This is a genomic window from Actinosynnema pretiosum (assembly GCF_024171695.1).
Taxonomy (GTDB): Bacteria; Actinomycetota; Actinomycetes; order Mycobacteriales; family Pseudonocardiaceae; genus Actinosynnema; species Actinosynnema pretiosum.
On the sequence record NZ_JAMTCF010000005.1, the window covers coordinates 429345 to 455686 of the forward strand.

The 26342-nt window shown below is 75.3% G+C and carries 20 protein-coding genes; 12 read left to right on the forward strand and 8 right to left on the reverse strand.

The features are described from left to right. Positions 1 to 10: 10 nt before the first annotated feature. The gene (locus tag LV78_RS12975) at positions 11 to 1006 is read left to right on the forward strand and encodes an alpha/beta hydrolase family protein (protein ID WP_253845411.1); all 996 of its coding nucleotides are present in this window, start codon (positions 11 to 13) and stop codon (positions 1004 to 1006) included. On the opposite strand, the gene LV78_RS12980 is transcribed toward LV78_RS12975, so the two are convergent. Continuing rightward, complete coding sequence (locus LV78_RS12980; RefSeq protein WP_253845413.1) at positions 979 to 2328, reverse strand: MATE family efflux transporter; 1350 nt, start codon at positions 2326 to 2328, stop codon at positions 979 to 981. The two genes, LV78_RS12975 and LV78_RS12980, sit on opposite strands and share 28 nt — an antisense overlap. Beyond that, positions 2328 to 3314 (reverse strand): phosphotransferase family protein, encoded by a 987-nt coding sequence (locus tag LV78_RS12985; RefSeq protein ID WP_253845414.1) that lies wholly within the window; start codon positions 3312 to 3314, stop codon positions 2328 to 2330. The genes LV78_RS12980 and LV78_RS12985 overlap by 1 nt, the downstream gene beginning before the upstream one ends. A 134-nt stretch (positions 3315 to 3448) precedes the next feature. Here LV78_RS12985 and LV78_RS12990 point away from each other — a divergent pair, with 134 nt between their 5' ends. Continuing rightward, positions 3449 to 4537, forward strand: coding sequence for a hypothetical protein (locus tag LV78_RS12990; protein ID WP_253845417.1), 1089 nt, complete (start codon positions 3449 to 3451; stop codon positions 4535 to 4537). A 1-nt stretch (position 4538) separates the two neighbouring features. Here LV78_RS12990 and LV78_RS12995 read toward each other — a convergent pair whose 3' ends face one another. Both LV78_RS12995 and LV78_RS13000 read right to left on the reverse strand, forming a co-directional pair. Continuing rightward, positions 4539 to 5393: a hypothetical protein gene (locus tag LV78_RS12995; RefSeq protein ID WP_253845418.1), complete on the reverse strand. Its 855-nt coding sequence runs from the start codon at positions 5391 to 5393 to the stop codon at positions 4539 to 4541. Positions 5394 to 5423: 30 nt separating this feature from the next. Further along, positions 5424 to 6035, reverse strand: a complete 612-nt coding sequence (locus tag LV78_RS13000; protein WP_253845420.1) for a TetR/AcrR family transcriptional regulator — start codon at positions 6033 to 6035, stop codon at positions 5424 to 5426. A gap of 131 nt (positions 6036 to 6166) precedes the next feature. Here LV78_RS13000 and LV78_RS13005 point away from each other — a divergent pair, with 131 nt between their 5' ends. The 3 genes from LV78_RS13005 (at position 6167) to LV78_RS13015 (ending at position 11893) form a co-directional block, all read left to right on the forward strand. Next, a complete protein-coding gene (locus LV78_RS13005; RefSeq protein WP_253845422.1) occupies positions 6167 to 7309 on the forward strand; it encodes an NADH:flavin oxidoreductase in 1143 nt (380 codons plus the stop codon). A gap of 188 nt (positions 7310 to 7497) precedes the next feature. After that, a complete protein-coding gene (locus LV78_RS13010; RefSeq protein ID WP_253845423.1) occupies positions 7498 to 8892 on the forward strand; it encodes an alpha/beta fold hydrolase in 1395 nt (464 codons plus the stop codon). A gap of 319 nt (positions 8893 to 9211) precedes the next feature. After that, the gene (locus tag LV78_RS13015; RefSeq protein ID WP_253845425.1) at positions 9212 to 11893 is read left to right on the forward strand and encodes an AAA family ATPase; all 2682 of its coding nucleotides are present in this window, start codon (positions 9212 to 9214) and stop codon (positions 11891 to 11893) included. A 1-nt stretch (position 11894) separates the two neighbouring features. Here the strand turns inward: LV78_RS13015 and LV78_RS13020 are convergent, their stop codons facing one another. Next, the gene (locus LV78_RS13020; RefSeq protein ID WP_253845427.1) at positions 11895 to 12578 is read right to left on the reverse strand and encodes a DUF2306 domain-containing protein; all 684 of its coding nucleotides are present in this window, start codon (positions 12576 to 12578) and stop codon (positions 11895 to 11897) included. Between the two features lie 123 nt (positions 12579 to 12701). Further along, on the reverse strand, positions 12702 to 13139 hold the full coding sequence (locus LV78_RS13025; protein ID WP_253845429.1) for a MarR family winged helix-turn-helix transcriptional regulator: 438 nt from the start codon (positions 13137 to 13139) through the stop codon (positions 12702 to 12704). A 97-nt stretch (positions 13140 to 13236) separates the two neighbouring features. Here LV78_RS13025 and LV78_RS13030 point away from each other — a divergent pair, with 97 nt between their 5' ends. The 4 genes from LV78_RS13030 (at position 13237) to LV78_RS13045 (ending at position 17789) form a co-directional block, all read left to right on the forward strand. Next, positions 13237 to 14001 (forward strand): alpha/beta fold hydrolase, encoded by a 765-nt coding sequence (locus tag LV78_RS13030; RefSeq protein WP_253845431.1) that lies wholly within the window; start codon positions 13237 to 13239, stop codon positions 13999 to 14001. Between the two features lie 180 nt (positions 14002 to 14181). After that, positions 14182 to 14742, forward strand: coding sequence for a hypothetical protein (locus tag LV78_RS13035; RefSeq protein ID WP_253845433.1), 561 nt, complete (start codon positions 14182 to 14184; stop codon positions 14740 to 14742). A gap of 14 nt (positions 14743 to 14756) precedes the next feature. After that, positions 14757 to 16586 (forward strand): hypothetical protein, encoded by a 1830-nt coding sequence (locus LV78_RS13040; RefSeq protein WP_253845434.1) that lies wholly within the window; start codon positions 14757 to 14759, stop codon positions 16584 to 16586. A 126-nt stretch (positions 16587 to 16712) separates the two neighbouring features. Beyond that, positions 16713 to 17789: an ABC transporter substrate-binding protein gene (locus LV78_RS13045; protein ID WP_253845436.1), complete on the forward strand. Its 1077-nt coding sequence runs from the start codon at positions 16713 to 16715 to the stop codon at positions 17787 to 17789. A 46-nt stretch (positions 17790 to 17835) separates the two neighbouring features. Here the strand turns inward: LV78_RS13045 and LV78_RS13050 are convergent, their stop codons facing one another. Beyond that, positions 17836 to 18510, reverse strand: coding sequence for an AIM24 family protein (locus tag LV78_RS13050; protein WP_253845437.1), 675 nt, complete (start codon positions 18508 to 18510; stop codon positions 17836 to 17838). 172 nt (positions 18511 to 18682) lie between these two features. On the opposite strand from LV78_RS13050, the gene LV78_RS13055 reads away from it, so the two are divergent. Then, a complete protein-coding gene (locus LV78_RS13055; RefSeq protein WP_253845439.1) occupies positions 18683 to 19090 on the forward strand; it encodes a RidA family protein in 408 nt (135 codons plus the stop codon). Positions 19091 to 19110: 20 nt separating this feature from the next. Here LV78_RS13055 and LV78_RS13060 read toward each other — a convergent pair whose 3' ends face one another. After that, entirely contained in the window at positions 19111 to 19776 is a 666-nt protein-coding gene (locus LV78_RS13060; RefSeq protein WP_253845441.1) for a hypothetical protein, read from the reverse strand. 122 nt (positions 19777 to 19898) lie between these two features. Between LV78_RS13060 and LV78_RS13065 the strand changes: the two genes are divergently transcribed. Continuing rightward, positions 19899 to 22808 (forward strand): DUF4132 domain-containing protein, encoded by a 2910-nt coding sequence (locus LV78_RS13065; protein WP_253845442.1) that lies wholly within the window; start codon positions 19899 to 19901, stop codon positions 22806 to 22808. A gap of 103 nt (positions 22809 to 22911) precedes the next feature. Next, complete coding sequence (locus LV78_RS41580) at positions 22912 to 26253, forward strand: DUF4132 domain-containing protein (protein WP_253845445.1); 3342 nt, start codon at positions 22912 to 22914, stop codon at positions 26251 to 26253. Positions 26254 to 26342: the final 89 nt, after the last annotated feature.

Here is a 26342-nt window from a genome sequence, read left to right on the forward strand (position 1 = left end):
TGCTACGAACGTGAGAGCAACGATAGTTCTGCGGCGGGCGCTGGTGGCGGCGCTCGTGCTCGCGCTGGTCACCGGCCTGGTCGTGGTGCTGGGCAACGACTACCGGTTCACCCAGCGCGCGGTCTCCATCCCGTTCGGCGACGGCCACCTGTCCGGAGTCCTGGCCCTGCCGCCGGGGGACGCGGTCGGCGTCGTCCTGGTGGTGCATGGGGACGCGGCGGTCGACGCCACCCACGGCGGGCTCTACGCGCCGTGGTTCGAGGGGGCGGCGGACGCCGGGTACGCCACCCTGTCGTGGAGCAAGCCGGGGGTGGGCGGCTCGACGGGGGACTGGCTGGCCCAGACGATGGCGGACCGGGCGGCCGAGGTGGGCGCCGCGCTCGACTGGGCCCGCGCCCAGGCCGACGTCCCCACCGGCCGGGTGGTGCTGTGGGGCGCGAGCCAGGCGGGCTGGGTGCTGCCGAAGGTCGTGGCCGCCCGCGCCGACGTGGACGCGGTCGTCGCGGTGTCCCCGGCGGTGAACTGGCTGCGCCAGGGCCGGTACCACCTGCTGTCCGGGCTGGCGGGCGCCTCGCCCGCCGAGCGCGCGGCTGCCGTGGCGGACAGCGACCGGGTGCGCGCGCTGCTGGAGCGGGGCGCGTCGTACGACGAGTACCGGGCCGTCGCGACGGACCCGATGCCGCCCGCGCGCTGGGGTTTCGTGTCGCGGAACTTCCGGGCCGACGCGACCGCCGACCTGCGCGCGGCGGCCGGGCGGCACGTGCCGGTGCGCCTGCTGCTCGCCGACCACGACCGCAACGTCGACGTGGCCGAGACCGAGCGCGCCTACCGGGAGGCGTTCGGCGCCGACCTGACCACGTCCCACCACGACGCCGCGCACTCGATGGCCCGCCCGGTCGTGGAGGAGTCCGAGGCGGTCGGGCTGGCCGTCGGCGTGCTCTGGCCGCGCGCCCTGCTCGCCCCGACCGCCGTCCCCGACTACCGGGACTTCCTCGCCCGGCTGTGACCGGCGCGCCCCAACCGCCGCAGCACCACCAGCGCGCACCCCGCCGACACCACCTCACCGGCCGCCAGCGCCACCCACACCCCGTCCGCCCCGGCCCGGCCCAGCACCACCACCAGCGGCACCTTGACCAGCGTCAACGTGCCCACCGCCAGCGCCCACGCGGGCCGGGGCAGGCCGAGCGACTGGGCGTGCGCGGCGACCAGCGGCGTCACCCCGGCGGCCACGAAGCCGACCGCCAGCACCCGCAGCGCCCCCTCCGCCCGGCCCGCGACGGCCGGGTCGTCCAGGAACACCGCCACCAGCGGCCCGGCGAACACCGCCACCAGCGCCGCCACCACCGCCCCGTACCCGACCGTGGCGCGCAGCGCGAGGTCCCTGGTGCGCGCCACCCGCTCGTGCAGCCCGCGCCCCGCGTTGTACCCGACCAGCGGCTGCACGCCCTGCGCGATGCCGACCTGCGGCATCGTCACGAACGTCTGCACCCGCGCCGCCACCGCGTACGCCGCCAGCGCCGCCGCCCCGATGCCCGCCAGCGCCGTGTTCACCAGCACCGCCAGCAGCGTCGCCCCGAACCCGGCCAGGAACGACGGCGCGCCGATCCCCAGCAGCGCCCGCACCGTCGGCCCGTGCGGGACCAGGTCGGCCGCGCGCACCCGGTACGGGCGCTCGCGCTGGCCGAAGAAGAACCACAGGCTCAGCGCCGCCGACACCGCCTGCCCGCCGACCGTGCCCAGCGCCGCGCCGCGCACCCCCAGGTCGAACCCGAAGATCAGCAGCGGGTCCAGGGTGATCTGCACCAGCACCGGGACCAGCCACAGCAGCGTGGAGAACCGCATCCGGCCCTCCGCCCGCACCAGGCTGGAGAACCCGGTCGACAGCACCGAACCGGCCAGGACCACCACCGCGTACTCGCGCGCCACCTCCCGCGCCCCGTCCCGCGCGCCCAGCGCCGTGAGCAGCGGCTCGATTCCGAGCAGGCCGACCGCCGTGATCACGACCGCCGCGCCCCAGAAGACGCTGAACGCGTTCCCCGCCGCCCGCCCGGCCGCCGCCGCGTCCCGCGCGCCCAGCGCCCTGGACACCAGCGACGCGCCACCCGCGCCCACCGTCGTGGACACCGCGCCCAGCACCAGCAGCACCGGCGCGACCAGGTTCACCGCCGCCATCGCCTCGGGCCCGACGCCGCGCGCCACGAACCAGGCGTTGGTCAGCGCGTAGATCCCGTACACGCCGACCGACAGCGTGGTCTGCGCGCAGGTGCGCCACAGCAGCGGCCCGACCGGCGCGGAGCCGAGGGCCTCGGCGGACTCGGGGGCGCGCATCAGCGGGTGCGGCCGAACTGGCCCATCACCTCGGTGAGGCGTTCACGGGCCCAGTCGTACTGCGTGGTGTCGGCGTGCCCCCGGTAGACCGTCTCGATCACCATCACCAGCACCAGGTGCAGGCAGTACAGCCGCCGTCGGGTGACCTCGCCACCGGTCAGCGGGCCCCGGCCGTACCCGCGCAGGAACGCCGAGGGGTCGCCGAACGCGGGCAGCACCGTCGCGGCGAACCCGGCCTCGATCAGCGGGTCGCCGTAGAAGGCGCGCTCGTGGTCGATGACGCAGACGATCTCCCCGTCGCGGACCATCGTGTTGCTGTCCCACAGGTCCCACTCGACGTAGCGCGGCTCGACCACCTCGTCCAGCGCGTCGGCGTGCTCGGCGAACACCGCCCTGACCTCGTCGTACCCCCACCCGAGGTCGACCCCGCGCCGCTCGCCGTCGCGCAGCAGGTCCTCCGCCAGCGCGGTGAACGCGGCCCGCCAGGTCGGGTGGCCGGGACCCGCCAGCGGCCCGAACCAGTCGCTGCGGATCTCGTTCAGCTCCCGGTTGGCCCGGCCGAGCGCGGTCATGCACGCGGCCACCTCGGCGGCGGGCAGGTCGGCCTTCGCGATGCCGAGGTTGGCGGCGTCGACGAAGGGCATGAAGAAGTAGTCCGCGTCGCACAGGTCGTGGCCGAGGTCGGCGTGGTGGACCTCGGGCACGGGCACGGTCGTGCGCTCGCGGACCAGCTCCAGCGCGGCCAGCTCGATCCGCATGGCCCCGCGCTCGTAGGTCATCACCTCGACGCCGGGGGGCGGGGCGATCTTGAGCACCACCTCGGCCCCGTCGCGCAGCCTGATCCGGTAGGCGACGTTGAACCACCCGTGTCCCAGCTCGCTCACCCAGTCGGTGCCCGCCTCGGGCACCCGGTCGGGGCCGTAGGCGCGCTCGACCATGGCGAGCAGGGTGTCCTCGGACTGCCGGTTCTTGGTGATGCTCTCCACTGCGGCTCCGGTGCTCCTCGGGGAGGGCGCCCAGGGCGTGAGAGCGCTCTCATGATGTGTACGACCGTACACCCAGGTGTTCTCGGACCTGACCGGTGGCGTAACGGATCGGGGCGCGCGCCTACAACCGGGGTGTGGACAAGCGCGGTCTGCCGCTGGCCGGTTCCCTCCTGCTCGGGGCGCTCCTGATCGGCGGGGCGCTGCTCTGGACGCGCGGCGCGCCGACCGCCCCACCCGCGCGGCCACCGGTGGACACCCCGTCGCGGTACGCGTTCACGACCTCGGCGGAGCTGTCGGTGGCCGAGGGCGAGGACGTGCTCGCGTCCGCGCCGCTCGCCGACGCGGACTCCCCGGAGGGCGACGGTGGCGGCGACCAGGAGGGCGACCCGTCGACCCGGCCCGTGGACGACCCGGCCTGGACCGCCGACGGGCGCTTCGCCTTCACCGTCGTGGACGCGGTCGTCGTCGCCCTGGAGGCGGGGACCGGGTCCGTGCGAAGGATTCCCTGCGCCTGCCCGCACGCGGCGCCGCTCGGCGAGTCGGACGTGGCCTGGATCGACGCCGACGGCCTGCGCCGGGTCGACCCCGCAGCCGGGACGCCCGCGCTCGACCCGCGCGCCGTTCCCGCGCCGCCGGAAGGCGCTTTCCACCCGACGCTGGTGGGCAGCCTGGGGGAGCGGGTCTACCTGACCCAGGAGCTGATCGCGTCCGCGAGCGTCGACGCGGACCGGCTCTACGCCCTTGACCGGGACGGCGCCGTCACCGAACTCCTGCCCGACACCTCGACCATCGAGGCGGTGCTGCCGGGGCCGGGCGGGCTGCTCGTGCACGCGCACCGCTCGTTCAGCGCGTGCGAGTCCTACGACAGCGTGATCCTGCTGCCCGACAGCGGAAACCCCGTGCCGTTCGCGCTGGACGGGATCGACCTGGTCGACTCCCCGCAGCCCAGGACCGTGCACGACCTGTGGTGGGCCGGGGACGTGCCCAGGGCGGCCATTCGCGTGTGGCGGTGCCCCGAGGAACCCGGCGTCACCGGTGAGGTGTGGGAGTCGCGCGGGGAGCGGTGGGGGCGCGTGAGCGAGGAGAACGTGGTGGCGCAGCGGGACTTCGCCAACGGCGACCGGGTGACCGTGACCTCTGGGCGCGATCTGGTGTTCTCCCGGCGCGGCACCGGGGAGCGCGGTGTGGCCAACGACGTCCTCGCCGTCGCCCCGGCCCCGTGACTCACCGCCGCGCCCACGTCCCGGTGGCCTCGTCGTAGCGGTACTCGGTCGTGAAACCCCTGCCCGGCAACGTCTCGAACGGCTTCCCGCCCGCGTCGACCACCGTCGGGTAGTGCCTGCCGTCCACCTCCAGGTCCAGCTCCAGCGACCACCGGCAGAAGCAGTCCGCCGACCGCGCGCTCACCTCCACCCGCTCCGCGCCGTCCGGCGGGATCACCAGCGCGAACGGGATTCCGGGAAGTCCGGCCCCCTCCGGGAAGTCGGTCCGCTTGGCCCCCTCGACCGGGTACCGGTACTCGTAGGTCCCGCTGTCCAGGTCCAGGTCCAGCCAGGACGTGGTGATCGCGCCCCCGGTCCCGCCCTCGCACCGGATCGCCTCACCCGCCGGGGCGGAGTCGAGCCGCTCGATCACCGGGGTCAGCCCGTGCACGCGCAGCGGCCGGTCGCCCGCGATGAGGGTGACCGAGGCGGCCGAGACGCCCGCGTGCCGGTCGGCCCCGTGCTCGCGGGCGAAGGGGTGCCACGCCGCGCACCGGGCCGGGGGAGCGGGCAACCCGGTCACCGCGCCCGCCGGGAACACCAGGTCGGAGACCTTCGGCGTGCCCACCGGGTCCTCCCGCTCCACCTCGACCAGGAACGGCCGTGGTTCCCCCGGTGCGGCGGTCCCGCCGTCCCGACCGGTCGCCACGATCACGGCGGCCACCACCACCGACACCGCCACCACCCCGATCGCGGCAGGCGTCATCCACCGCCCCGGTCCGGGTCCGTGCAGGTGCAGGCCGCCGTGCACGTTCCCCACCTGCGCGGCCATCCCCACGTCGCCGGTGACCGAGTTCGCGTGCGCCTCGTCCGCCACACAGGGGAAGTCGGCGCCCCCGCGCCCGCGTCACCCCCGCGCGGGCAGCGGTTCCGAACCCCCCGGCCGCAGCCCGTCCAACGACACCCGCAGCAACCGGTCGACCGCCTCCGGCCCGCCCCCCTGCGTCAACCGGGCCGCGTGCCCCAGCGACACCAGCAGCAGCAGCACGTCGTCCGCCGTCACGTCCCCGCGCAGCGCCCCGGCCCCCTGGGCGCGCCCGGTCAGCCCCTCGATCACCCCGCGCAGCTCGCCCAGCCCCTCCACGTCCGGCTCCTCGCTCCACGTCAGCGCGAAGCACTCCGAGATCGCCCGGTGCCTGCCGTAGCCGGTCAACGCCTGCCGGAAGAACTCCACCAGCGCCGTCCACGGGTCCTCGGCGCGCTCCGCCGCCTCGCGCGCCGTCGCCGCCCACGCCAGGAACTCGCGCCGCAGGATCGTGCGGACCAGGTCCTCCTTGGTGGGGAAGTGCCGGTACAGCGTGCCCATGCCGACCCCGCTGAGCCGGGCGATCTCGCGCACGTCGACGGCCGTGCCCTGCTCGGCCAGCACGCGGGCCGCCGCGTCGAGGATCGCCTCCTGGTTGCGCGCGGCGTCCGCGCGGGGCTTGCGGCGGGTGGTCCCGGTCGGCTCGGCGGTCACGGGACGACCCTACCAACCCATTCCGGAGCACTTGCTCCGTTTTGTGCTAGCTTTGCGGAGCAGTTGCTCCGGATAAGGGTGCGCACCCGGCGCGCCGACCTTCCGGTGCTGGTCACGAGGAGTGCCACGACATGACCGACACCTCGACGCGGGACGCGGAAGCGCTGTTCCGCCCCTACCGCCTCGGCTCGCTGGAGCTGCCCAACCGCGTCGTGATGGCGCCGATGACCCGCGAGCACTCGCCGGACGGCGTGCCGGGCGAGGACGTGGCCCGCTACTACGCGCGGCACGCGGCGGGCGGCGTCGGGCTGATCATCACCGAGGGCGTCTACCTGGACGACCCGGCCTCCGGCCCCAGCAGCCGCACCCCCCGGATGCACGGCGAGGCCGCGCTCGCCGGGTGGCGGCGGGTCACCGAGGCCGTGCACGCCGAGGGCGTCCCGATCGTCGCCCAGCTGTGGCACGTCGGAGCGGCCCCCGACGCGAGCCGCTGGCCCGTCGCGGACTTCCGGTCGGTCACCCCGTCCGGCGTCGGTCCCGACGGGCAGCCGCTGACCGAGCCGCACACCGTGCTGGACCAGCGCGGCATCGACGCGATCACCGCCTCGTACGCCCGCGCCGCCGAGGCCGCCGAGCGGGCGGGCTTCGACGGCGTCGAGCTGCACGCCGCCCACGGGTACCTGATCGACCAGTTCCTGTGGTCGGTCACCAACCGCCGCACCGACGGGTACGGCGGCGACGCGGTCGCCAGGACCCGCTTCGCCACCGAGGTGATCGCCGCCGTCCGGGCCGCCGTGTCCCCGGACCTCCCGGTGTTCCTGCGCCTCTCCCAGTGGAAGGGCAACGCCTACGACGCGAAGCTCGCCGACGACCCTGCGGCCCTGGGTCGCCTACTCGCCCCGCTGGTGGCCGCGGGGGTGGACGTCTTCCACGCCTCGACCAGGCGCTACTGGGAACCCGAGTTCCCCGGCTCGGACCTCAACCTCGCCGGGTGGATCAAGCGGCTCACCGGCCGCCCGGTCGTCACGGTCGGCTCGGTGGGGCTCGACCTGGACATGGTCAGCAGCCTGTCCAGGCCGGGGGAGTTCGGCGAGAACACGGTGTCCCGCACCGGGATCGAACCGCTGCTGCGGCGGTTGGAGCGCGACGAGTTCGACCTGGTCGCGGTCGGCCGCACGCTGCTGGCGGACCCGCTGTGGCCGCAGAAGATCCGCGCGGGCCGGGGCGACGAGGTCGCCGCGTTCGACCCCTCGGCGCTGTTCACCCTGGGCTAGCACCGAAGCGGCCCCGGTCCCTCCACCGCGCGGGGGAGCTTCCGGGGCCGCGAACCCACCTCGCGGTTGATCCGGCCCCCGGTGGACGCGCGGCACGCTCGACGTGCACCGCGGACCACCGGGGTCCGCGCCGAGGGAGGGAAGAGATCATCACTTCACCCAGGAGGTCACCCGCTCCGATCCTCGCCGTGACCACGGCGCTGGCCCTGCTCCCGGTTCTCGCGCCTTCCGCTTCCGCTGGCGAGGACTTGGACTGGAAGCCCTGCGCGGACATCGCGGCCGGGTGGGACGCCGAGGACCGGGCCACCGAGTGCGCCACGGTCACCGTTCCACTCGACCACGGGAACCCCGGCGGTCGGACGATCGACCTGGCCGTCAGCCGCTTTCGCGCCGCCGAACACGCCGAAGGCGTGGTCGTGCTGAACCCCGGCGGACCGGGGCAGCAGGGCGTGACGATGCCCCGGCACGTCCGGGAGAGCCGGGCGGCCGGGATCGGCGCCCGCCACGACCTGATCGGCTTCGACCCGCGCGGAATCGGTTACAGCGCGGGGATCGAGTGCGAGCCGCCGGACGTGGAACCCGATCCCTCGTCGTCCGCGAAGGACAAGGCGAGGGTGCTGGCGGAAGCCGACGCCGCCCGCAACCGGGAGTGCGCGGCCGGTGATCCCGAGCTGACCCGCTCGCTCATTCAGCAGAACGTGGCGCGTGACGTGGACCTGATCAGGGAGGCGCTGGGCGTCGAGCAGATCGGTTTCTACGGCGAGTCCTGGGGAACCGCGCTCGGGGCCACGTACCGAACCCTGTTCGACGACCGGGTTTCCGCGATGGTGCTGGACTCGGTCATGTCGCCGGACCAGGGCGTCGGCGAGCTGGACGACGGCCAGACCGGTGCGGCGGAGGCGGCGTTCCACCGCTTCGCCGACTGGGTTGTCGGGCGCTATCCGTTGGGGGACAGCGGGAGTGAGGTCCGAGAGCGCGTGCTGGACCTGCGCGACGAGCTGGACGCCCACCCCCGGACCGCGCTGGACGGCAGCCGGATCGACGGCATGACCGTGGCCACCTTGGCGACCGGCCCACGCGCGAACCGGGCGCAGGCCGCGGAGCAGCTGGTCGTGCTGGCCGAGGGCGGTGTTCCCGAGACCGGGCCGTGGGCACGCGCGGGTGGCCTGGGGTGGGACCGCGAGGCGAGCGGGATGGACCGCTTCGCCCAGACCGCGCTGCTGTGCAACACCTCCGACAGCCCGCGCGAGTTCGAGGGGTGGTGGCGGAGCCGGGAGGAGCGGGCCGAGCGCTACCCGTTGGCCGGCGGGTTGGGGATGTACGAGGTGAGGTGCGTCGGGTGGGACGTTCCGCAGCGCGCGCTGCCGTACGGCGCGGGAACCAGCCCGCTGCTGCTGGTCGGGCACGCGGAGGAGCAGGTCACGCCGCACCCGTGGGCGGTGCGGATGCGGGAGGTGATCGGCGGGGAGCTGCTGACGGTGGACGACGAGCGGCACGCGTCGTTCAAGTCCTTGCCGTGCGCGGAGATCGCGGTGCGGCTGTTCGACGGCGGTGAGGTTGAGGGCGGGACCTGCGCGGGGTAGATCCGGGACTGCGTTGGACCGAATCGCAACGACCCTTTGAGCCTGTAAAGTCACTGGTCAACAAGTGTCTTCCCCGCGTACGCAGGGGTGGCCCGCTGCACTACCAGCCGGGCGACAACCGGAAGCGGTCTTCCCCGCGTACGCGGGGGTGGTCCCTGGTCCACGGCCATGAGCCGCGCCACTTCGTGGTCTTCCCCGCGTATGCGGGGGTGGTCCGGGCACCCGCGAGGAGTTTGCGGTCTGGGGGCAGTCTTCCCCGCGTACGCGGGGGTCCCCCAGCCCTGCCCGCCCCTCCCGCCTGATCAACTACCGTTCCCCCATGCCCACCCCGCCCCCCGAGCCCACCCCGCTGGTCGGCAGGGCCCGCGAGCTTGCCGCCCTCACGGCGGTGCTCGACGCCGCCCGCGAGGGTCGGGGTGGGTCCCTCGTCCTGACCGGCGAGCCCGGCGCCGGGAAATCCGCCCTCCTCGACCGCGTCCTCGCCGCAGCCACCGGTTTCACGGTCGTCCAAGCCACCGGCGCCGAGTTCGAGCGGGACTTCCCCTACGCCGGGCTCGCCCAGCTCTGCGTCCCCCTCCTGCCCCACCTCGACCGGATCTCCCCGCACCACCGCGAGGCCCTCCGCGTCGCCTTCGGCCTCGCCGAGGGCACCCCCGACCCGTTCCGCGTCGGCCTCGCGACCCTCGAACTGCTCACCTCCACCGCCCGCGCCCGCCCCCTCCTCTGCCTGGTCGACGACGCCCACTGGCTCGACCCCGCCTCCACCGCCGCCCTCGCCTTCCTCGCCCGCCGCACCGCCGCCGACCCCGTCGCGATCCTCTTCGCCACCCGCCCCCCTGCCGCCGCTCTGGACCGCCTCCCCGCCCTCCCCGTCGAAGGCCTGCCCGACGACAGCGCCCGCGCCCTCCTCGCCGCCTCCCCGCTCGACGAGCGCGTCCGCGAGCGCCTGGTCGCCGAAGCGCGCGGCAACCCCCTCGCCCTGCTCGAACTGCCCCGCGCGGGCGGGTTCGCCCCTCCCGGACCGGACTCCGCGACCACCCGCGTCGAACTCGGCTTCCGCGCCCGCCTGGACGCCCTCCCCGCCCCCGCCCGCCTCCTGCTCACCACCGCGAGCGCCGACCCCACCGGCGACCCCGACCTGCTCTGGCCCGCCGCCCGCCTGCTCGGCGTCGACGTCCGCCAGGCAGGCGCCGACGCCGCGTCCGCCGAGCTCGCCGAGTTCGGCGCCCGCATCCGCTTCTGCCACCCGCTCGCCCGCTCCGCCGCCTACCGCGCCGCGTCCCCCGACGAGCGCCGCCGGGCGCACGCCGCGCTCGCCGAGGTCACCGACCCGCTACTCGCCCCCGACCGCCGCGCCTGGCACCGCGCCCAGGCCACCACCAGCCCGGACGCCGAGGTCGCCGCCGAGCTGGAGCGCTGCGCCTCCCGCGCCCAGGCGCGTGGCGGGGTCGCGGCGTCGGCGGCGTTCCTGGAGCGCTCCGCCGCCCTCTCCCCGGACCCCGCGCCCCGCCTGGCCCGCACGCTGGCCGCCGTGCGCGCCCACCTCGACGCGGGCGACGGCGAGGCCGCCTCCACCCTCCTGGGCACCGTCGACCCCGCCCCGCTGGACGAACCCCGCCGCGCCTCGGTCGACCTGCTCCGGGGCCGCGTCGCCTTCACCCGCCCCGGCGACGGCGCCGGACCGGACCTGATGATCAGCGCCGCCGAACGGCTGTCCACTGTGGACCCTTTGGGTGCACGTGAGTGCCTGGTCGAGGCGATCGAGACCAGCCTGCTGGTCGGGCGCGGCGGCGGCGTCATCGACGACGTCGTGAGCCGCGCCGCCCGCACCGCGCCGCCCTCCGCCGAACCGGACGTCCTGGACGCCCTGATCACCCTGTCCCGCAGCGGTTACCGCGTCGCCGCGCCCGCGCTCGAAGCCGCGCTGCACGCCGGAACCAGTCCACTGTGGACGCGTTGGCCCGCCGTCTCCACCATGATCGCCGCCGAGCTGTGGGACCTGGACGCCCTCACCGCCATCGCCGAGCACCTGGTCGTCACCGGCCGCGACCTCGGCTCCCCGGTCGCCCTCCGCCTCGGCCTCGCCCAGCGCGCCACCTGCGCCACCCTCGCGGGCGACGTCGCCGCCGCGCTCGCCGCCACCGCCGAGGAGGAAGCCGTCGCCGACGCGCTCGGCGAACCGCCGCTCGTCCACCCCCGCCTGCACCTGGCCGCCCTGCGCGGCAGGCGCGCGGACGCCCTCGCGCTCGCCGAGGCCGCGGACCAGGGGCCCGGCGGCGGGCGCGTCACCAACCTGCACTGGGCCACCGCCCTGCTCGCCAACGGCCTCGGCGACCACCCCGCCGCGCTCACCGCCGCCCGCGAGGCCACCGCGCCCAGTAGGCTGTTCCTGGTCGGCGCGGTCCTGCCGGAACTGGTCGAGGCCGCCGTCCGCTGCGGCGAGGACGCGCTCGCCGCCGAGGCCCTCGACGCGCTGACCGAGCGCGCCGAGGCCAGCCCCACCCCCTCCGGCCTCGGCGTCGCCGCGGGCGCGCGCGGGCTGGTCACCGGCGGCGAGGAGCATCACCGCGACGCCGTCGACCTCCTCGCGCGCAGCCCGCTCGCGCCGTACCGGGCCCGCGCCCACCTGTGGTACGGGGAGTGGCTGCGCCGCGCGGGCCGTCGCCGGGAAGCCGTGGCGCAGCTGGGTTCCGCGCACGAGCTGCTGTCCGCGTCGGGCGCCGAGGGCTTCGCGCGCCGGGCCGAGGCGGAGCTGCGCGCGGCGGGGGAGCGGGTCGACCGGCGGCCCCGCGCGGACCGCGAGAAGCTCACCGCGCAGGAGGTCGCGGTGGCCGGGCTGGTGGTCGGCGGGGCCACCTCGCGGGAGGTCGCGGTGCAGCTGTTCGTCAGCAAGCGCACCGTGGACGCCCACCTGCGCAACATCTTCCGCAAGCTCGGCCTCACCTCGCGCAGGCAGCTCAAGGGCCACCCCGACCTGGTCGGGCTGGACCGGCTGCCGTGAGTCAGCCGATCGCGGCGGCCCGCCGGGGCGTCGGCGCGCTCCTGCGGGACTTCGGCGCGAGCATCCGGTGCACGATGAAGTACTCGGCGATCAGCACGTTCCCGAGCAGCCCGGCCCACGCGCTCGTGGTGTACATGTCCCGGTAGTCCACCCACGGCAGCAGCGCCATGCCGGTCAGCTGGTAGACCCGCAGCGTCACGGCGGCGAACGTCAGCGTGTAGTTGCGGACCGTCCACACCCGGTGCATCCGCACGTCGCCGCGCCTGATCGTCCGGTACGCCTCGAACGCCGTGTACAGCCACGCCGCGATCAGCATGGTGAACACCACCTGCAGCGGGAACCCGCTGGGCGTCACGACCGTCGCGTAGGCCGACGTCGCCGAGGCCGCGACGACCGAGAGCAGGTAGACCCGCCCGGAGATCCGGTGCGCGCGCGGGAAGCGGGCCCGCAGCCTCGGCACGAACTGCAGCGGCCCGATCAGCAGCGTCAGCCCGGCGGGCACCGAGTGCAGGACCAGGCTCGTGTAGTAGCCGACGATGGTCCGGTCGAGGGGGAAGTTCGCGCCGCCGGTCAGGTAGGGCGGGACCGAGATGGCCGTGATGGCGATCGCGAGCACGGTCACCAGGCCCCAGGAGGCCCACCACCAGCGGCGGCGGGCGGTCGGGGACAGGGCTGCGGAGGACATGCGCGGGGCTCCAATGCTCGGACGCGACCGGGTGCGGTCGCGCTGTGACGAGCCCTGATGGTGGTCGCCGGGGCGGCTCCCGCGCATCGGTCGGAGTTGCCCAGATCCGGTGCGCGGCGATGCCTAGGCAATCCCGCCCGGCGCCTGCTCCCCACCGCCCAACGCCTTCTCCAGCAGCACGAGCAGCTCCGTCCGCTCGCGGTCGGTCAGCACGCCCACGGTCTCCTCCAGCACCTCGTCGACGATCCCGGACCCGGCCTCGTGCGCGGCGATCCCCTCGTCGGTCAGCGCGTGCCGCACCGCCCGCCCGCCACCGTCGACCCGCCGCAGCAGGCCGCGCTCGACCATGCGCTTGGCCAGCTCGCCCATCGACTGGTCGGTCTGGAACGTCAGCGCGGCGAGGGCGCGCAGCGAGGCGTCCGGGTCCTCGCGCAGGTGCCGGAGCACGTCCCACTGCACCAGCGACAGGCCCGCGCCCGCCGAGAGCCGCCGGTTGGCCTCCCGGTGGTGCCGCCACTGCAACCGCTTGATCGCGAGTCCCACTCGCTGCTTGGAAGGCACCGGGGGAGCGTAGGCAACCCCGGCCGGGCCTGCAAGGTTGTTTAGTTAAGGAACCTGACCTAAGGTTCCTTAACTAAACCGCCCGAGGAGGACCCCCGTGACCACCACCCGCATCGCAGGCATCACCGTCGAGCAGCACGACCGCACCCGCACGTTCCTGCTCCTGCACGGCGGCGCGGGCGCCGCCACCGTGCGCCCCTTCGCCGCCCTGCTCGCCGAACGGGCGCGCGCCAGGGTCCTGACCCCCACCCACCCCGGCTTCGACGGCGCCGAACGCCCGGCGGCCCTGGCCACCACCCGCGACCTGGCCGCCGCGTACACCGACCTGCTCGACCGCCTGGACCTGACCGGGGTCACCGTCGTGGGCAACTCCTTCGGAGGCTGGCTGGCCGCCGAGATCGCCCTCCTGGGCAGCCACCGCGTCACCGGGGCGGTGATCGTCGACGGCATCGGGATCGAGGTCGACGGCCACCCGCTCACCGACGTGCGCGGCCTGACCCCGGACGAGCTGCGCGCCCTGTCCTTCCACGACCCGGCCAAGGCGCCCCGCCCTCAGGCCACCGGTCCGCAGGCCGCTGACCCGCAGACCGCCGGCGCCCCCGGCCCGAGCCCGGACGTGCGCGCCCTGCTCGCCTACGCGGGCCCCACGATGTCCGACCCGACCCTGCTGACCAGGCTCGCCGCCACCACGACCCCCGTCCACGTCGTGTGGGGCGCGAGCGACGGCATCGTCGACGTCGAGTACGGGAAGGCCTACGCCGCGGCGATCCCCGGCGCCCGCTTCACCGTCCTGCCCGAGTCCGGCCACCTGCCGCAGGTCGAGACGCCGGAGGCGCTGCTCGGCGCGCTCCTGGGCGGCTGAGCGGGGCGTCGACCGCCGGGGCCGATCGCCGCACCGGGGAACCGCGCCGGTTCGCCTTGCCGCAGCCTGGAACCCCACCGCCCTGCGGTTCACCGCTGCCGTCCCCGCCGAACCGCCACCCCGCGCGCCCACCGCCGTCCACGGTGTGCCCGGCACCGCCACGAACCCAGGGGGACACGCATGGAACCGTCCGGAAGACCCCGGCGCGCGCTGCGCGCCGGGCTGCTCGTCACCGCCCTGCTCGGCGGCCTGGTCGCCGCGCCGGGAACCGCCTCGGCGGTCCCGTCCACCTCCTACCGGCACCCGACGACCAGGGTGACCGTCGACTCGGCCACCCCCGACACCTCCGACGCGTCCGCCGACGCCAGGACCGGGACCTGGGTGGACGAGGCCGGGACCAGCCACACCGGCAAGTCCTACCTCACCTACGACCTGGCCTCGTACCAGCGCGCCGACGTCCTCGGCGCGAGCGTCCAGCTCATCGAGCGCTCGGTCGCCGACTGCTCCGCGCCGCGCGCCACCGAGGTGTGGGTGGTCGAGCCGACCGGCCCGATCACCTGGGCGAACCAGCCTCCCGAGCTGACCAGGCTCGAACCCGAGACCCCGGTGGGGGAGTGCCCCGGCTACCCCTCCTGGAACGCGCACGACGCCGTCGCGCGGGCCGTCGCCGAGGGCCGCACCTCCCTGACGGCCCGCACGACGCCGTCGCGCGGGCCGTCGCCGAGGGCCGCACCTCCCTGACGGTGGTGGTCCGCGTGGCCGAGGAGCACCAGGCCGACCCGGCCAGGTCCCGCGTGCACGGGCTGGCGGGCTCGCCCCTGCGAGGCGCCTACAACCACCCGCCGGACACCCCGACGAACCTGTTCGTGGAGCACTACGGGTGCGGAGCCGTCCCGTACATCACGACCGGCCGCCCGGTCGTCTCGGCCACCACGCACGACCTCGACGGGGGCGGTGTGGCCGGTCGGACCGGTCAGCTCGCGTTCTGGCCGGTGGCCGAGCCGGAGCGGCGCGTCGAGGTCACCCTGGACGACTACTCGGGCAGGTTGTGGGGTTCGTTCCCCGAGGGCATGGTCCAGGACGGCGGGACCTACGCGTTCGCCGCGCGCAGCGACGACGGGCTCGCCAAGTCCGCCTGGTCCGAGCCGTGCGAGTTCACCGCGGACCTGGTGGGCCCCGGTCAGGCCCCGAAGGTCAGCTCCACGGTGTTCGGCGAGAACGCCGGACCTCCGGGGGACGGCGCCCAGAACAGGCCCGGCGACTTCACGTTCGACGCGCTCGGCGACGAGCAGATCGTCACCTTCGAGTACAGCGGAACCGGCATCCAGGGCGGTCGGGTCGAGGCCGATCGACCCGGCGGCCGGGCCACGGTGGTGGTCACGCCCGCTGAGTCAGCGCTGAACGACCTCCAGGTGGTCGGGATCGACCGAGTGGGCAGGCGCTCGCCCAGCACCCTCTACCGGTACTGGGTGCGCACCACCCAGCCCTCCGCGACGAGCCCGCACTTCGAGATCGGGGCGCCCACCGACGTCGAGCTGACCGCCGAGCTGGACGACGCGGTGGCGTTCGGCTACCGGATCGACGGCGGCGCGGAGAAGACCCTGCCGGTCGGCCCCGACCGCAAGGGCGTCATCACCCTGGCGTTCCCCGTGCCCACGCCGGACAACTGGTGGCACACCCTGGAGGTGTGGACCACGAACGCGCAGGGCGAGCGCTCGGGCGTGCTCAGGACGTCCTTCCCCGTGTTCCAGGTGCCGCCCTTCATCTCCCCGGCGCCGTGGAGGGGCGTGGTGGGTGAGAAGCGGGTCATCACCTTCGAGCCGAACTACCGGAACAACGTGGTCTCCTACGCCTACCGGATCGGCGACGGACCCGAGCAGGTCGTGCCCGCCGCACCCGACGGCACGGCGACCGTCGAGCACACGCCGACCGTGAAGGGCACCACCAGGATTCGCGCGGTGAGCGTCAACTCCTCGGGCATCCGCTCCGGGGTGGGCGACGGGCGGCTGCTGTCCGAGGCGCCCGCGCCGACCGTCACCAGCGCCACCTACCCCGGCGGGTACGACAACGGCGGTCCGGGGGTGGAAGGGGACTTCACCCTCTCCTCGCCGCAGCTCCCGGTGGCGTCCTACCGGTACAGCTTCAACGATGGGCCGGAGCAGACCGTCCCGGCGGGGCCGGACGGGACGGCGACGATCCGGTGGGCGCCCGCCAAGCCCGACTACTCCACCCTGACCGTCGTGGGCGTCACCGCGAGCGGGTTCGTCACCGACTCGCGGTCGCACTCGTTCTGGGTGAAGAAGCTGCCGCCCACCGCGACCAGCCCGCAGTTCCCCGAGGGCGGCACGCCGACCGCGCGCGTGGGCGAACCGGTCAGGTTCGTCGTGACGCCCGCGCTGCCGGGCTCGACCGAGGTGCTGTGGCGCGACCACGCCACCGGTGCGGTGCTGGCCGTGCCGGTCGGCGCGGACGGCACGGCCGTGTTCGACCACACGCCGTCCGGCAGGTACTTCCAGCTGACCTTCTGGACCAGGAAGGCGGACGGCACGGTGTCCGGGGACCTGCTCAAGTCCTACTCGTTCTAGCCCCCGCGGTTCCGGGCCCGTCGACCCGCTCGGGGTCGGTGGGCCCGCGCACCGGTGCGCCGCCAGGCCCCCTGTGCGGTGCGGCACAACGGGAACCAGCGCCCGCGCCCGGCCGACCACCGTGGCATGACCCCCTCCACCACCGGTCGCCGCGCCACCGCCGCCGTGCTGACCGCCGCCCTGCTCGCGGCCGGGTGCGGCTCGCCCGCCCCCGCCGGGACCGCCCCCACCGCCGCGCCGACCCCGGTCACCGCCGCCGCCACGACCTACCCGCTGACGATCCGGAACTGCGGGCGGGAGATCACCTTCGACCGCGCGCCGGAGAAGGTCGTGCTGCTCAACGGCGCGTCGGTCAGCGAGGTGGAGAGCTTCGTCGTGCTCGGCCTGCAGGACCGGATCGTCGCGAACAGCCAGTCCTACGGCGTCTCCGACGACCCCGGCATGGTCGCGGCGGTCAAGGCGATCCCGACCGGCGGCGTGGAGCTCGGCCGGAACCGCGAGGTGCCCGCCGAGCAGGTCCTCGCGCTGGAGCCGGACCTGGTGGTGTCCACCTGGGCGGGCGGGTTCGACGAGAAGATCGGGGCGGTGGGCCGGGACCGGCTCGACGCGGCGGGCATCCGCAGCTTCGTCACGCCGGTCAACTGCTCGTACGGCGACCCGGCCGCGCCGCAGGCCGATCGCGACCGGTACCTCGGCCAGTCCACCGAGTCCTCGTTCGAGCTGCTGCTGGAGCTGGGCCGGATCTTCGACGTGCAGCAGCGCGCCGCCGACTACGTCAACGCCCAGCGCGCGCGGATGGCGGCGGCCGAGGCGAAGGTCGCGGGGGAGACCAAGAAGATCCTGATCGCCTACCCCGGCATGTCCATGATGAACAGCAACGGCCTGCCCGCCATCCTCGCGGGCGGCGTCTACGACGACGTCGTGGCGCGGGCCGGTGGCGTGAACGCCTTCGCGGGCAGGGGGAGCGCGGAGCTGTCGGAGATCAATGCCGAGGCGCTGGCGGCGGCGGAGGTCGACCTGCTGGTGATCGGCCTGTTCAGCCCGGAGGACGACCCGGCCGCGCTGGCGGACGAGCTGTTCGCGAAGTTCCCGCACTGGAAGGCCGCGCAGGAGCGCGAGTTCACGTCCCTGTCCGACTCGCTCTACCTGGGGCCGCTGAACGCGATCGCGCTGGAGAAGCTCGTGGCGGCGCTGCACGGCTGAGCCGGGGACGGGGGCGTCCCGCAGCCGGAACGCCCCCGCCGGTCGCTCAGCTCGCGGCCTGGGGCGGCGGGTGCCCCTCGGAGGCCTGCACGACCACGATGCCCTGGCCGCTCAGCGCCAACTGGTACGCCTCGCCCGACCCGCGCCCGATGAGCGCGCCGAGCTTCGCGGTCTTCTTGATCGAGGACTGGAGCGTGGTCGACCACAGCACGGCGGACTGCATGTCCACGTACGTCGGCACGTCCACGTTGAGCACCACGGGCGTCCCGAACGCGGTCACCGCGAGCGCGCCGGTGCCGGTGAACGTGGTGTTGAACAGCCCGCCGCTGAGCATGGACGCGCCCTCGACGCGGTTGATGTCCCACTTGAGCGAGCTCTCGAACGCGAGCACGTTGCCGCCGTTGACGGTGACGCCCTCGTCCTCCAGGTGCAGCACGAAGATCTCGTCGGCGTCCTGCGCGAGGAAGACGTCCCCGCTGCCGGAGACCTTCATCAGCGACATGCCCTCGCCGGTGAACGCCTTCTTGAACAGCTTCCCGATGCCACCCGCGCCCTCGTAGGCGAAGTCGACGTCGCCCTGGTAGGCGACCATCGACCCCTGCTTGGCGAAGAAGAACCCGCCGCTGCCGGTGAGGTCGACCTTGAGCATCCGCTCGTTCTGGAGCTGGAAGCTGCCCGGCTCGACTTCCCGCTCGGCGTGGTTGAACAGTGAGCTCCGCATGATCGGAATCGTCCCGGGTCCGGTCGCGCGGCGCGCGCTGATCGCGTGAGCCGCGTCCGGGTCCGGAGTAGCGCTCGTCACGTCCACACATTCCATAGCATTGCTTTGTTATGTTCATGGGGCGCGGCGAGCCCACGAGGGGCGCGCCCACCGACCACGTTGGAGACCGGCCGTGGCCATCACGCTGATCAACCCCGAGGGCCTGCCCGAGGTGCCGCCCTACCGCCAGCTGTCCGTGGCCACCGGCTCGAAGCTGCTCTTCCTGGCCGGGCAGGTGTCCTGGGACGCCACCGGCGCCGCGGTCGGCGAGGGCGACCTGGCCGAGCAGGTGGCCCAGTGCTACCGCAACGTCGCGAAGGGCCTGGCGGGCGCGGGAGCCACCCTCGCGGACCTGGCCAAGCTGACCGTCTACGTCGTGGACTGGACCCCGGACAAGATGCCGCTGTTCCTGGAGGGCGTCGCCCGCGCGGCGGCCGACCTCGGCGAACTCCCGCTGCCGCCCGCCAGCCTGATCGGCGTCGCCGCGCTGGACGTGCCCGAGCACCTGGTCGAGGTGGAGGCCGTGGCGGTCCTGGACTGACCGGCGGCGCGGGGGAGCGGTCAGCCCGGCTCGACGGCCAACCGCTCCCGCGCCCGCCGCAGCACCTCCTCCTCCCACGCCGCCCTGGCCGCCTTGACCGGAGCCGCGTGGTGGGGGTCGCCGAGAGCGCGCGAGAGCGCGTCGACCACGTGCTTGATCCCGTCCTGGTCCTCGTCGTGCCGCAGCGCCGCGAGGTCGAGCAGGTGCGCGAGCAGTCCGCTGTGGACGTTGTCGCGCAGGTGCTCCCCGGCGGCGGACACCGCGACCACGCGCACGAACCCCATCGGGTCGTTGTCGGCCCCGTCCAGGAACCGCCGCAGGTCGACCAGGTACCGCTCGCACATGCCCCAGAAGCCGCACAACGTCTGGAGCGCGATCCGCGCCAGCTCGTCGTCGCACTGATGCGTCAGGTAGCCCGCGATCAGGCCCTCGTACTGCGTCGAGAACGACCGCCCGAGCGTGTAGATCCGCTCGTAGGAGTGCTCGCCGAACGGGTCGGCCACCAGCGCGTCCGCCACCTCGGCCGCCTCGTGGAGCGTCAGGGTCCCGCTCTTGGCGTGCGCCAGCAGGTTCGCGCTCCGCTCGGCCTCGGTCCACCGCTTCGGCCGCTTGGGCAGCTTCGGCGCCACCTCCCGCGCGGCCCGCTTCTCCCGCCTGGCCGACTTGAGCTGCTTCCCCCGCTTCACCGGACCCCCGTCCCGACCACCACCTGCTCCTCGCACTCGATCCTCCCGCCAGCCCTCCCCCGCCGCGAACCGGTTTTGTCGGACCCCGCCGCTACCGTCCACCCCGACGGAAAAGGGGAGCGATGGACGTCACCGAGAGCACCTACGCCATGGGCCCGGCCCTGGCGCGCCACGTGCTGCCCCGGCGCGGCGACGGCAGCGCCCCCGAGCCGCAGAAACCCCCTGGTCCCGCCGACCAGGCCCTGGTCGCCGACCTCTGCCTGCGCGTCCGCTCCCGCGTCCCCGCGAACCCCCGGCTCGACGACTTCCTGCGCGGCGTCCCCGACCCGTTCGGCGCGGCCGTGCTCTACCGCGCGCTCGACGGCCTGGTCACCTCCCCCGGCAAGGCCAGGGCCCAGCGCCTGCTCACCCGCCGCTGGGCCGCCGACCACGGCCTGCCGTTCGCCGCCGAGGCGGTCACCGCCGCCACCGCCCTCACCCTCTCCCACCAGCACGAACCCCACCCCGCACCCGAGGGCCAGACCTACCACCCCCTCTGGACGCTCGACCGAGGCGCCGTCCCCCTCCGGCACGACCTCGCGCACGCCCCCGACGAGGTCCGCGCCGCCGCCCGCGCCGCGATCGCCCGCCACCGCACCACCCCGGCCGCCCGCGCCATCGCCGCGTTCCTGCTGCCCGACGAGCCCGCCTGGACCGCCGGGCTGTGCGCCGAGATCGCCGCCGCCGACCCGGACGCCCTCGGCCACGACCTGGCGCTCCTCGTCGCCACCGTCGCCGACCGCGCCCAGTTCGAGACCGTCGTCGACCGCGCCGACCCGGAGTGCCTGACCTCCCGCCCGTGGGCCCTGCCGACCCTCGTCGCCACCCTCGGCCCGGACGACGCGCTGCCCGGCCTCACCCGCCTGCTCCCCGCCCTCGCCGCGCCCCAGCGCGCGAAGGTCCTGGACGTCGTCGCCGAGTTCCCGTCCGACGAGGCCTTCACCCTCGTGCTGACCGCCGGAGCCCCGGCCGTCCAGCGCAAGGCCCGCGACCGCTTCCCCCTCCGCGCCGCCCGCCTCGCCCCGGAACCCGGGCCCGCCCCCGCGACCCACCCCGAGGCCGACCCGGCCGACCTGCCCAGCCCACTCGTGAACCCGCCGTGGGAAACCCCGAAATCCCAGTCCCCACGCCTGCGCGTCGCCGACCGCCCGCACGAGCGCTGGCTGCCGGGGGAGCGCGAGGAGTGGGCCGCCCGCCCCCTGCCCGAGGTCTTCGCCGACCCCGGCGGGCTCCCCGACTGGCCCGAGGCCGTCGCCGCGCCCCACGCGGGCGCGCTCGCCTGGCACCAGCAGTTCACCCTCCTCCTGAACGCCCCCGAGGACGTCGTCACCCCCATGCTCGCCACGTGGCGCCCCGACTACCCCGTGCGCCTCGCCGAATGGGCGCACCGCCTGGCCGCCACGCACGGCCACGCCGCGTCCGCCTTCCTCAGGGACGCCGTCAAGCACGACCCGCGCGTCGCGGCCTCGGCCCTGGTCCCGCTGGCCGACGCCGACACCTCCAAGCTCCTGGCCGCCCAGCTGCTGCGCCGCACGCCCCCGCTCGCCGAGATCACCGCCTACTTCACCCGCCACGGCGCGCACGCCCTGCGCCCCCTCCTGCCCGCCCTGCTCGGCAGACCGGGGCCGTCCCGCCGCGCGGCCGAGGCGGCGCTGCGCCTGCTCGCGGGCCCCGAGCACCGCGAGCCGCTCCTGGAGACGGCCGCCGAACTCGGTCGCGCCGACGCCCTGCGCGCCCTCCTCGACGCGGGACCGCTGGACTCGCTCACCCCCACCACCCCGCCGGGCTGGCTGAACCACGCGATCCCCGCCCTGCCCCCGGTGCTCGTGGCGGGTCGCGCCCTGCCGGAGCCCGCCGTGCGCAACCTGCTGCACGTCCTCGCCGCCCACCCCGACGCCCGCCGCGCGGGCCTCGTCCCGGTCAAGCGGGTCTGCGCGGCGGACTCGTTGGCGCGCTTCGGTTCCGCGCTCCTGGACCGCTGGCTCGCCGAGGGCGCCGACCCCGCGTCCACCTGGGTCCTCCAGGCCCAGTCCGACCTCGCCGACGACCGCGCCACCGCCGAGCTCACCGCGCTGGTCGCGCGCTGGCCGGGCGAGGGCAACCACCAGCGCGCCACGACCGGGCTCGCGGTCCTGGCGGGCATCGGCACCGAGGAGGCGCTGCGCGGCCTTGACCGCATCGCCCGCACCGCCAAGTTCCCCGTGCTCAGGGCGGACGCGACCCGCCGGATCACCGAGGCCGCCCGCGCGGTCGGCCTGGACGCCGAGCAGCTCGCCGACCGCCTCGTCCCGCACGGCCGCCGCGCCGCCGCGGTGGTCCGCGACCAGACCAAGCGCCTGGAGCGCGCGATGGTCGAGGGCCGGACGTGGAGCGCGGCCGAGTTCCACGGCGTCCTGCGCGCGAACCCGCTGCTGCGCGACCTGGTCGACCGCCTGCTCTGGTCCACGGCGGGCGGAACCCGCTTCCGCGTCGCCGAGGACGGCACCGCGGCCGACCTCGCGGACGCCCCGGTCCCGCTGCCCGACGACACCCGGCTCCACGTCGTCCACCCGCTGCACCTGGGCGCCGACCTGCCCGCGTGGGCCGAGCTGCTCGCCGACCACGAGGTCGTCCAGCCCTTCCCGCAACTGGGCCGCCCGGTGGTCGCGCTGACCGCCGCCGAGCGCGCCACCAGCACCCTGACCAGGTTCGACGGCGCGCAGGCCGCGCCGGGGGCGCTGCTCGCCCTGGTGCGGCGCGGCTGGCGGCGCGAGGACCTCGGCGGCGGCCGGTCCGAGCCGTGGCTGACCAAGCCCCTGCGCGGCAACACCGAATTCGTCCTGCACCTGGACCGGGGCGTGCCGTTCGGCTCCTTCGCCGGGCTCCCGCGCATCCGGCTCGGCGCGCTCGACCTGGTCGAGCAGGGCTCCCCCGGACCGGATCCCCTGTTCGGCGACCAGGACCCGGTCCGGCTGTCCGAGGAGCTGGCGCACGTCGCCGCCGCGACCGGCTGACGACCCGACCGGGCGAACACCGCAGGACCGGCCTCCCCGGTCCCCGGAAATCGTCAGACCCCCTCGCTAGCGTCCTGACCGGCGATTCCGAGTGAGGGGGCGGGTGTCCACGGTGGACGGGTACGTCATGGGGGCCGCGCGGGCGCGGCAGGTGCTGTCCCGGCGCGGTGACGGTCGAGGGCCCGGCGCGCCGGTCGTGGCCACGGGGCAGGACCGGGTCGTGGTCGACTCGCTCGTCGGCGAGGCGCGCGACGCGGTGCACCCGTCCGGCGAGCACCACGCGGCGCTGAACGCCCTGTTCGCCGGTCGTCCCGAGCCCGCAGGGGCGGCGCTGCTCTACCACGCGCTGTGCGCCAGGGTGCACTCCCCGAACCTGGGCAAGGCGCTGGCGCTGCTGGTGGTCGACTGGATCACCCGGCACGGGGTCCCGTTCGCCGCCGAGGCCGTCCTCGCCGCCACGGGCGTCCGGATGGACGGCGGCCCGGTGCTCGTGGACGGCCGCACCGCCTGGCGCCACGAGAAGGCGGACCCGGACGCCTTCTACTCCTCGCTCTTCCTGTTCGACCGGGGCGCGGTGCTGCTGCGCCGCGCGCTCGCCACCGCGCCCGACGAGGTCCGCGCCGAAGCGCTGGCCGCGATGCAGCCGCACCGCGACGTGAACATGGCCGCGCGCGTCCTCGCGTCGTTCCTGGCGCCTGACGAGAGCGCGTGGGCCGACGACCTGTTCGCCCGCGTCGGCGCTCCGGCCCCGCACCGCTCCGGCAACGACTTCGCCGTGCTCGCCGCGAGCGCGCGCACCCCCGAGGACCTGGACCGGTTCCTGCACCGGAGCGACCTGGAGGGCCTGGAGTCGCGCGGCTGGGCGTTCCCGACCCTGGTCGACGCGATCGGTCCGGAGGCGGCGCTGCCGAGGCTGGTGTCGCTGCTGCCGAGGTTGACGAAGGCGTTGCGCGGCAAGGTGCTCGACCTGGTCGCCGAGTTCCCGTCGGACGAGGCATTCGCCGTCGTGGTCGAGCGCGCCGACGCCCACCCGGCCCCGCTGCGGGCGGCCAGGAAGCTGTTCCCGGAGCGTGCGTCCCGCCTCCGCCCCACCGCGCCCGCCCGGAGGGACCACGGCCTGCCGGAGGCGCTCCCGGCCGACCTGCCCAGCCCGCTGGCCGACCCGCCGTGGGAGGCGCGCCGGGTGGAGTTCCCCAGGGTCAAGGGCCTGCAGGTGATCGACCGACCGGGCGAGTCGTGGCTGCCGGGCGAACGCGAGGAGTGGGCGTCCCGCCCGCTGCCCGCGCACCTGGTGAAGACGACGGGCCTGCCGGAACTCGCCGCGCCCGAGTCGGCGCGCTCCGACCGGCCGTCCGGGATTCCGGACCCCGAAGCCGCGCCGTCGTCCGGAGCCACCCCGGCAGGGGCCGCCGCCGCGACCCCGGTGTCCGGAGCCGCCGCCGCGCCCGACCCCACCCCGCTGATCGACTGGCCGGAGGCGGTGCGGGCGACGATCGCGGGGGAGTACGGGACGAAGCGGCAGCACGCGGTGCTGCTCAACGCGCCGCCCGACCTGCTCCCCGACCTGCTGGAGCGCTGGGAGCCCGAGTCGTTCTGGGACCTGCCCGACTGGGGTCCCCGCCTGGTCGCCACCCACGGCCACGCCGCCGCCACGCTGCTGTGGCGGGCGCCCGCCGCGCAGGAGCACGTCGTGGCGTCCGCGCTCCTCCCGCTCACCGACGCCCGCAGCGCGTCCCGGTTCGCCCGCTGGCTCACCAGCCGAGGCGGTCCCGTCGAGCAGGCCACCGAGCACTTCACCCGGCACGGCGCGCACGCCCTGCGCCCGCTGATCCCGGCCCTGCTGAACCGCCCGAACCCGAACCGCCCCACCGCTGCGGGCCAGGCCGCCGAGGCCGCGCTGCGGGTCGTCGCCACCACGCCCGAGCGCGTCGCCGAGGTGCTGGCGGTGGCCGCCGAGTACGGCCCGGAGGCCGAGGCGGCGGTGCGGGTGCTGCTGGACGGCGACCCGCTCGACCTCCTGCTCGCCCGCGCCCCCGCCCTGCCCGACTGGCTGGAGGACGCCGTCCCCGGCCTGCCCCCGGTGCTGCTGGCGGACGGCCGCGCGCTGCCCGAGTCGGCGGTCCGGAACCTGCTGCGCGTGCTCGCCGCCGTCCCCGACGCCCGCGCGGCGGGGCTGGAACCGGTGAAGCGGGTGTGCGCGCCCGAGCCGCTGGCCCGGTTCGGCTTCGCGCTGCTGCGGCTGTGGCTGCGCGAGGGCGCCGAGCCCAAGCACTCCTGGGTCCTGCAGGCCCAGGGGCTCCTCGGTGACGACCGGACCGCCGTCGACCTCGGCGAGCTGGTCAACGCCTGGCCGGGGCAGGGCGCGCACCAGCGGGCCTCGGTGGGGCTGGACGCGCTGGTCGGGATCGGCACCAAGGTCGCGATGCACCAGCTCGACACCATCGCGCGCAAAGCCAAGTTCAAGAGCGTCGAGAGCGCGGCCGGAGCGCGGGTGCGGGAGGTCTCGGCCAAGCTCGGCCTGACCGACGAGCAGTTCGCCGACTTGGTGGTCCCCGACTTCGGCCTCACCACCGGCGCCGTCTTCGACTACGGCCCGCGCCGTTTCACGCTGGCGTTCGACGAACTGCTCACCCCGCTGCTGGTCACCGAGGACGGCAAGCGCCGCAAGAGCGCCCCGAAGATCGCCGCGACCGACGACCGGGAACTGGCGCAGGCCGCGCAGGACCGCTTCAAGGCGCTGTGCAAGGGCATCCGCGCCGTGGCGCGCGACCAGCTGGCCAGGATGGAGCGGGCGATGGTGTCCGGTCGCACGTGGACGGTCCGCGAGTTCCGCGAGGTCCTCCTGGCCCACGCCCTGCTGCGCGACCCGCTGGAACGCCTGGTGCTGACCCTGCTCGACGGCGACCGGACGACGCACTTCCGCCTGGCCGAGGACGGCACGGCGGCGGACCTGTCCGAGACGACCGTCCCCCTGCCGGACGAGGCGCTCCTGCGCATCGCCCACCCCGTGCACCTGGGCAGGCGGGACGTCGAGGCGTGGTCGGAGCTGTTCGCCGACTACGAGATCGTGCAACCGTTCCAGCAGCTGGGCAGACACGTGGTCACGCTGACCGACGAGGAACGAGCGGGCTCGACCGTGACCCGCTTCGACGGCACGCCCGCGAAGCCGGGCAGGCTGCTGGGCCTGCTGCGCCAGGGCTGGGAGCGCAGGGGTTACGGCAAGTGGCTGGCGGCCCACCCGTCCGACGCGGTCCTGATGGAACTGGCCCTGGAGCGGGACCTCCCGTACAGCTCCTTCGACGGCCTGGCGGACATCCCGGTTGGCCCGGTGCGCCTGCACCACGCGGACGGCCGGGAGGAGGGGGATCCCCCGCTGTTCACCGACCTGGACCCGGTCGAGGTGTCGGAGGCGTTGGCGGCACTGGCGACGGCACTGCGCGGATGACCGCTCCAGGAGGACGATGACCGCTCCGGCGGGACGGACACGGGGCCCCGCGCACCACCGCGCGCTCAGACGTGCGGCCGGGCGCGTGG

Bases quoted from the DNA above. Each gene is read 5' to 3' on its own strand.
- LV78_RS12980 (WP_253845413.1), bottom strand. From the start codon at position 2,328: ATGCGCGCCCCCGAGTCCGCCGAGGCCCTCGGCTCCGCGCCGGTCGGG.
- LV78_RS13020 (WP_253845427.1), bottom strand. From the start codon at position 12,578: ATGTCCTCCGCAGCCCTGTCCCCGACCGCCCGCCGCCGCTGGTGGTGG.
- LV78_RS13015 (WP_253845425.1), top strand. From the start codon at position 9,212: ATGCCCACCCCGCCCCCCGAGCCCACCCCGCTGGTCGGCAGGGCCCGC.
- LV78_RS13005 (WP_253845422.1), top strand. From the start codon at position 6,167: ATGACCGACACCTCGACGCGGGACGCGGAAGCGCTGTTCCGCCCCTAC.
- LV78_RS13065 (WP_253845442.1), top strand. From the start codon at position 19,899: ATGGACGTCACCGAGAGCACCTACGCCATGGGCCCGGCCCTGGCGCGC.
- LV78_RS13050 (WP_253845437.1), bottom strand. From the start codon at position 18,510: ATGCGGAGCTCACTGTTCAACCACGCCGAGCGGGAAGTCGAGCCGGGC.
- LV78_RS13045 (WP_253845436.1), top strand. From the start codon at position 16,713: ATGACCCCCTCCACCACCGGTCGCCGCGCCACCGCCGCCGTGCTGACC.
- LV78_RS13035 (WP_253845433.1), top strand. From the start codon at position 14,182: ATGGAACCGTCCGGAAGACCCCGGCGCGCGCTGCGCGCCGGGCTGCTC.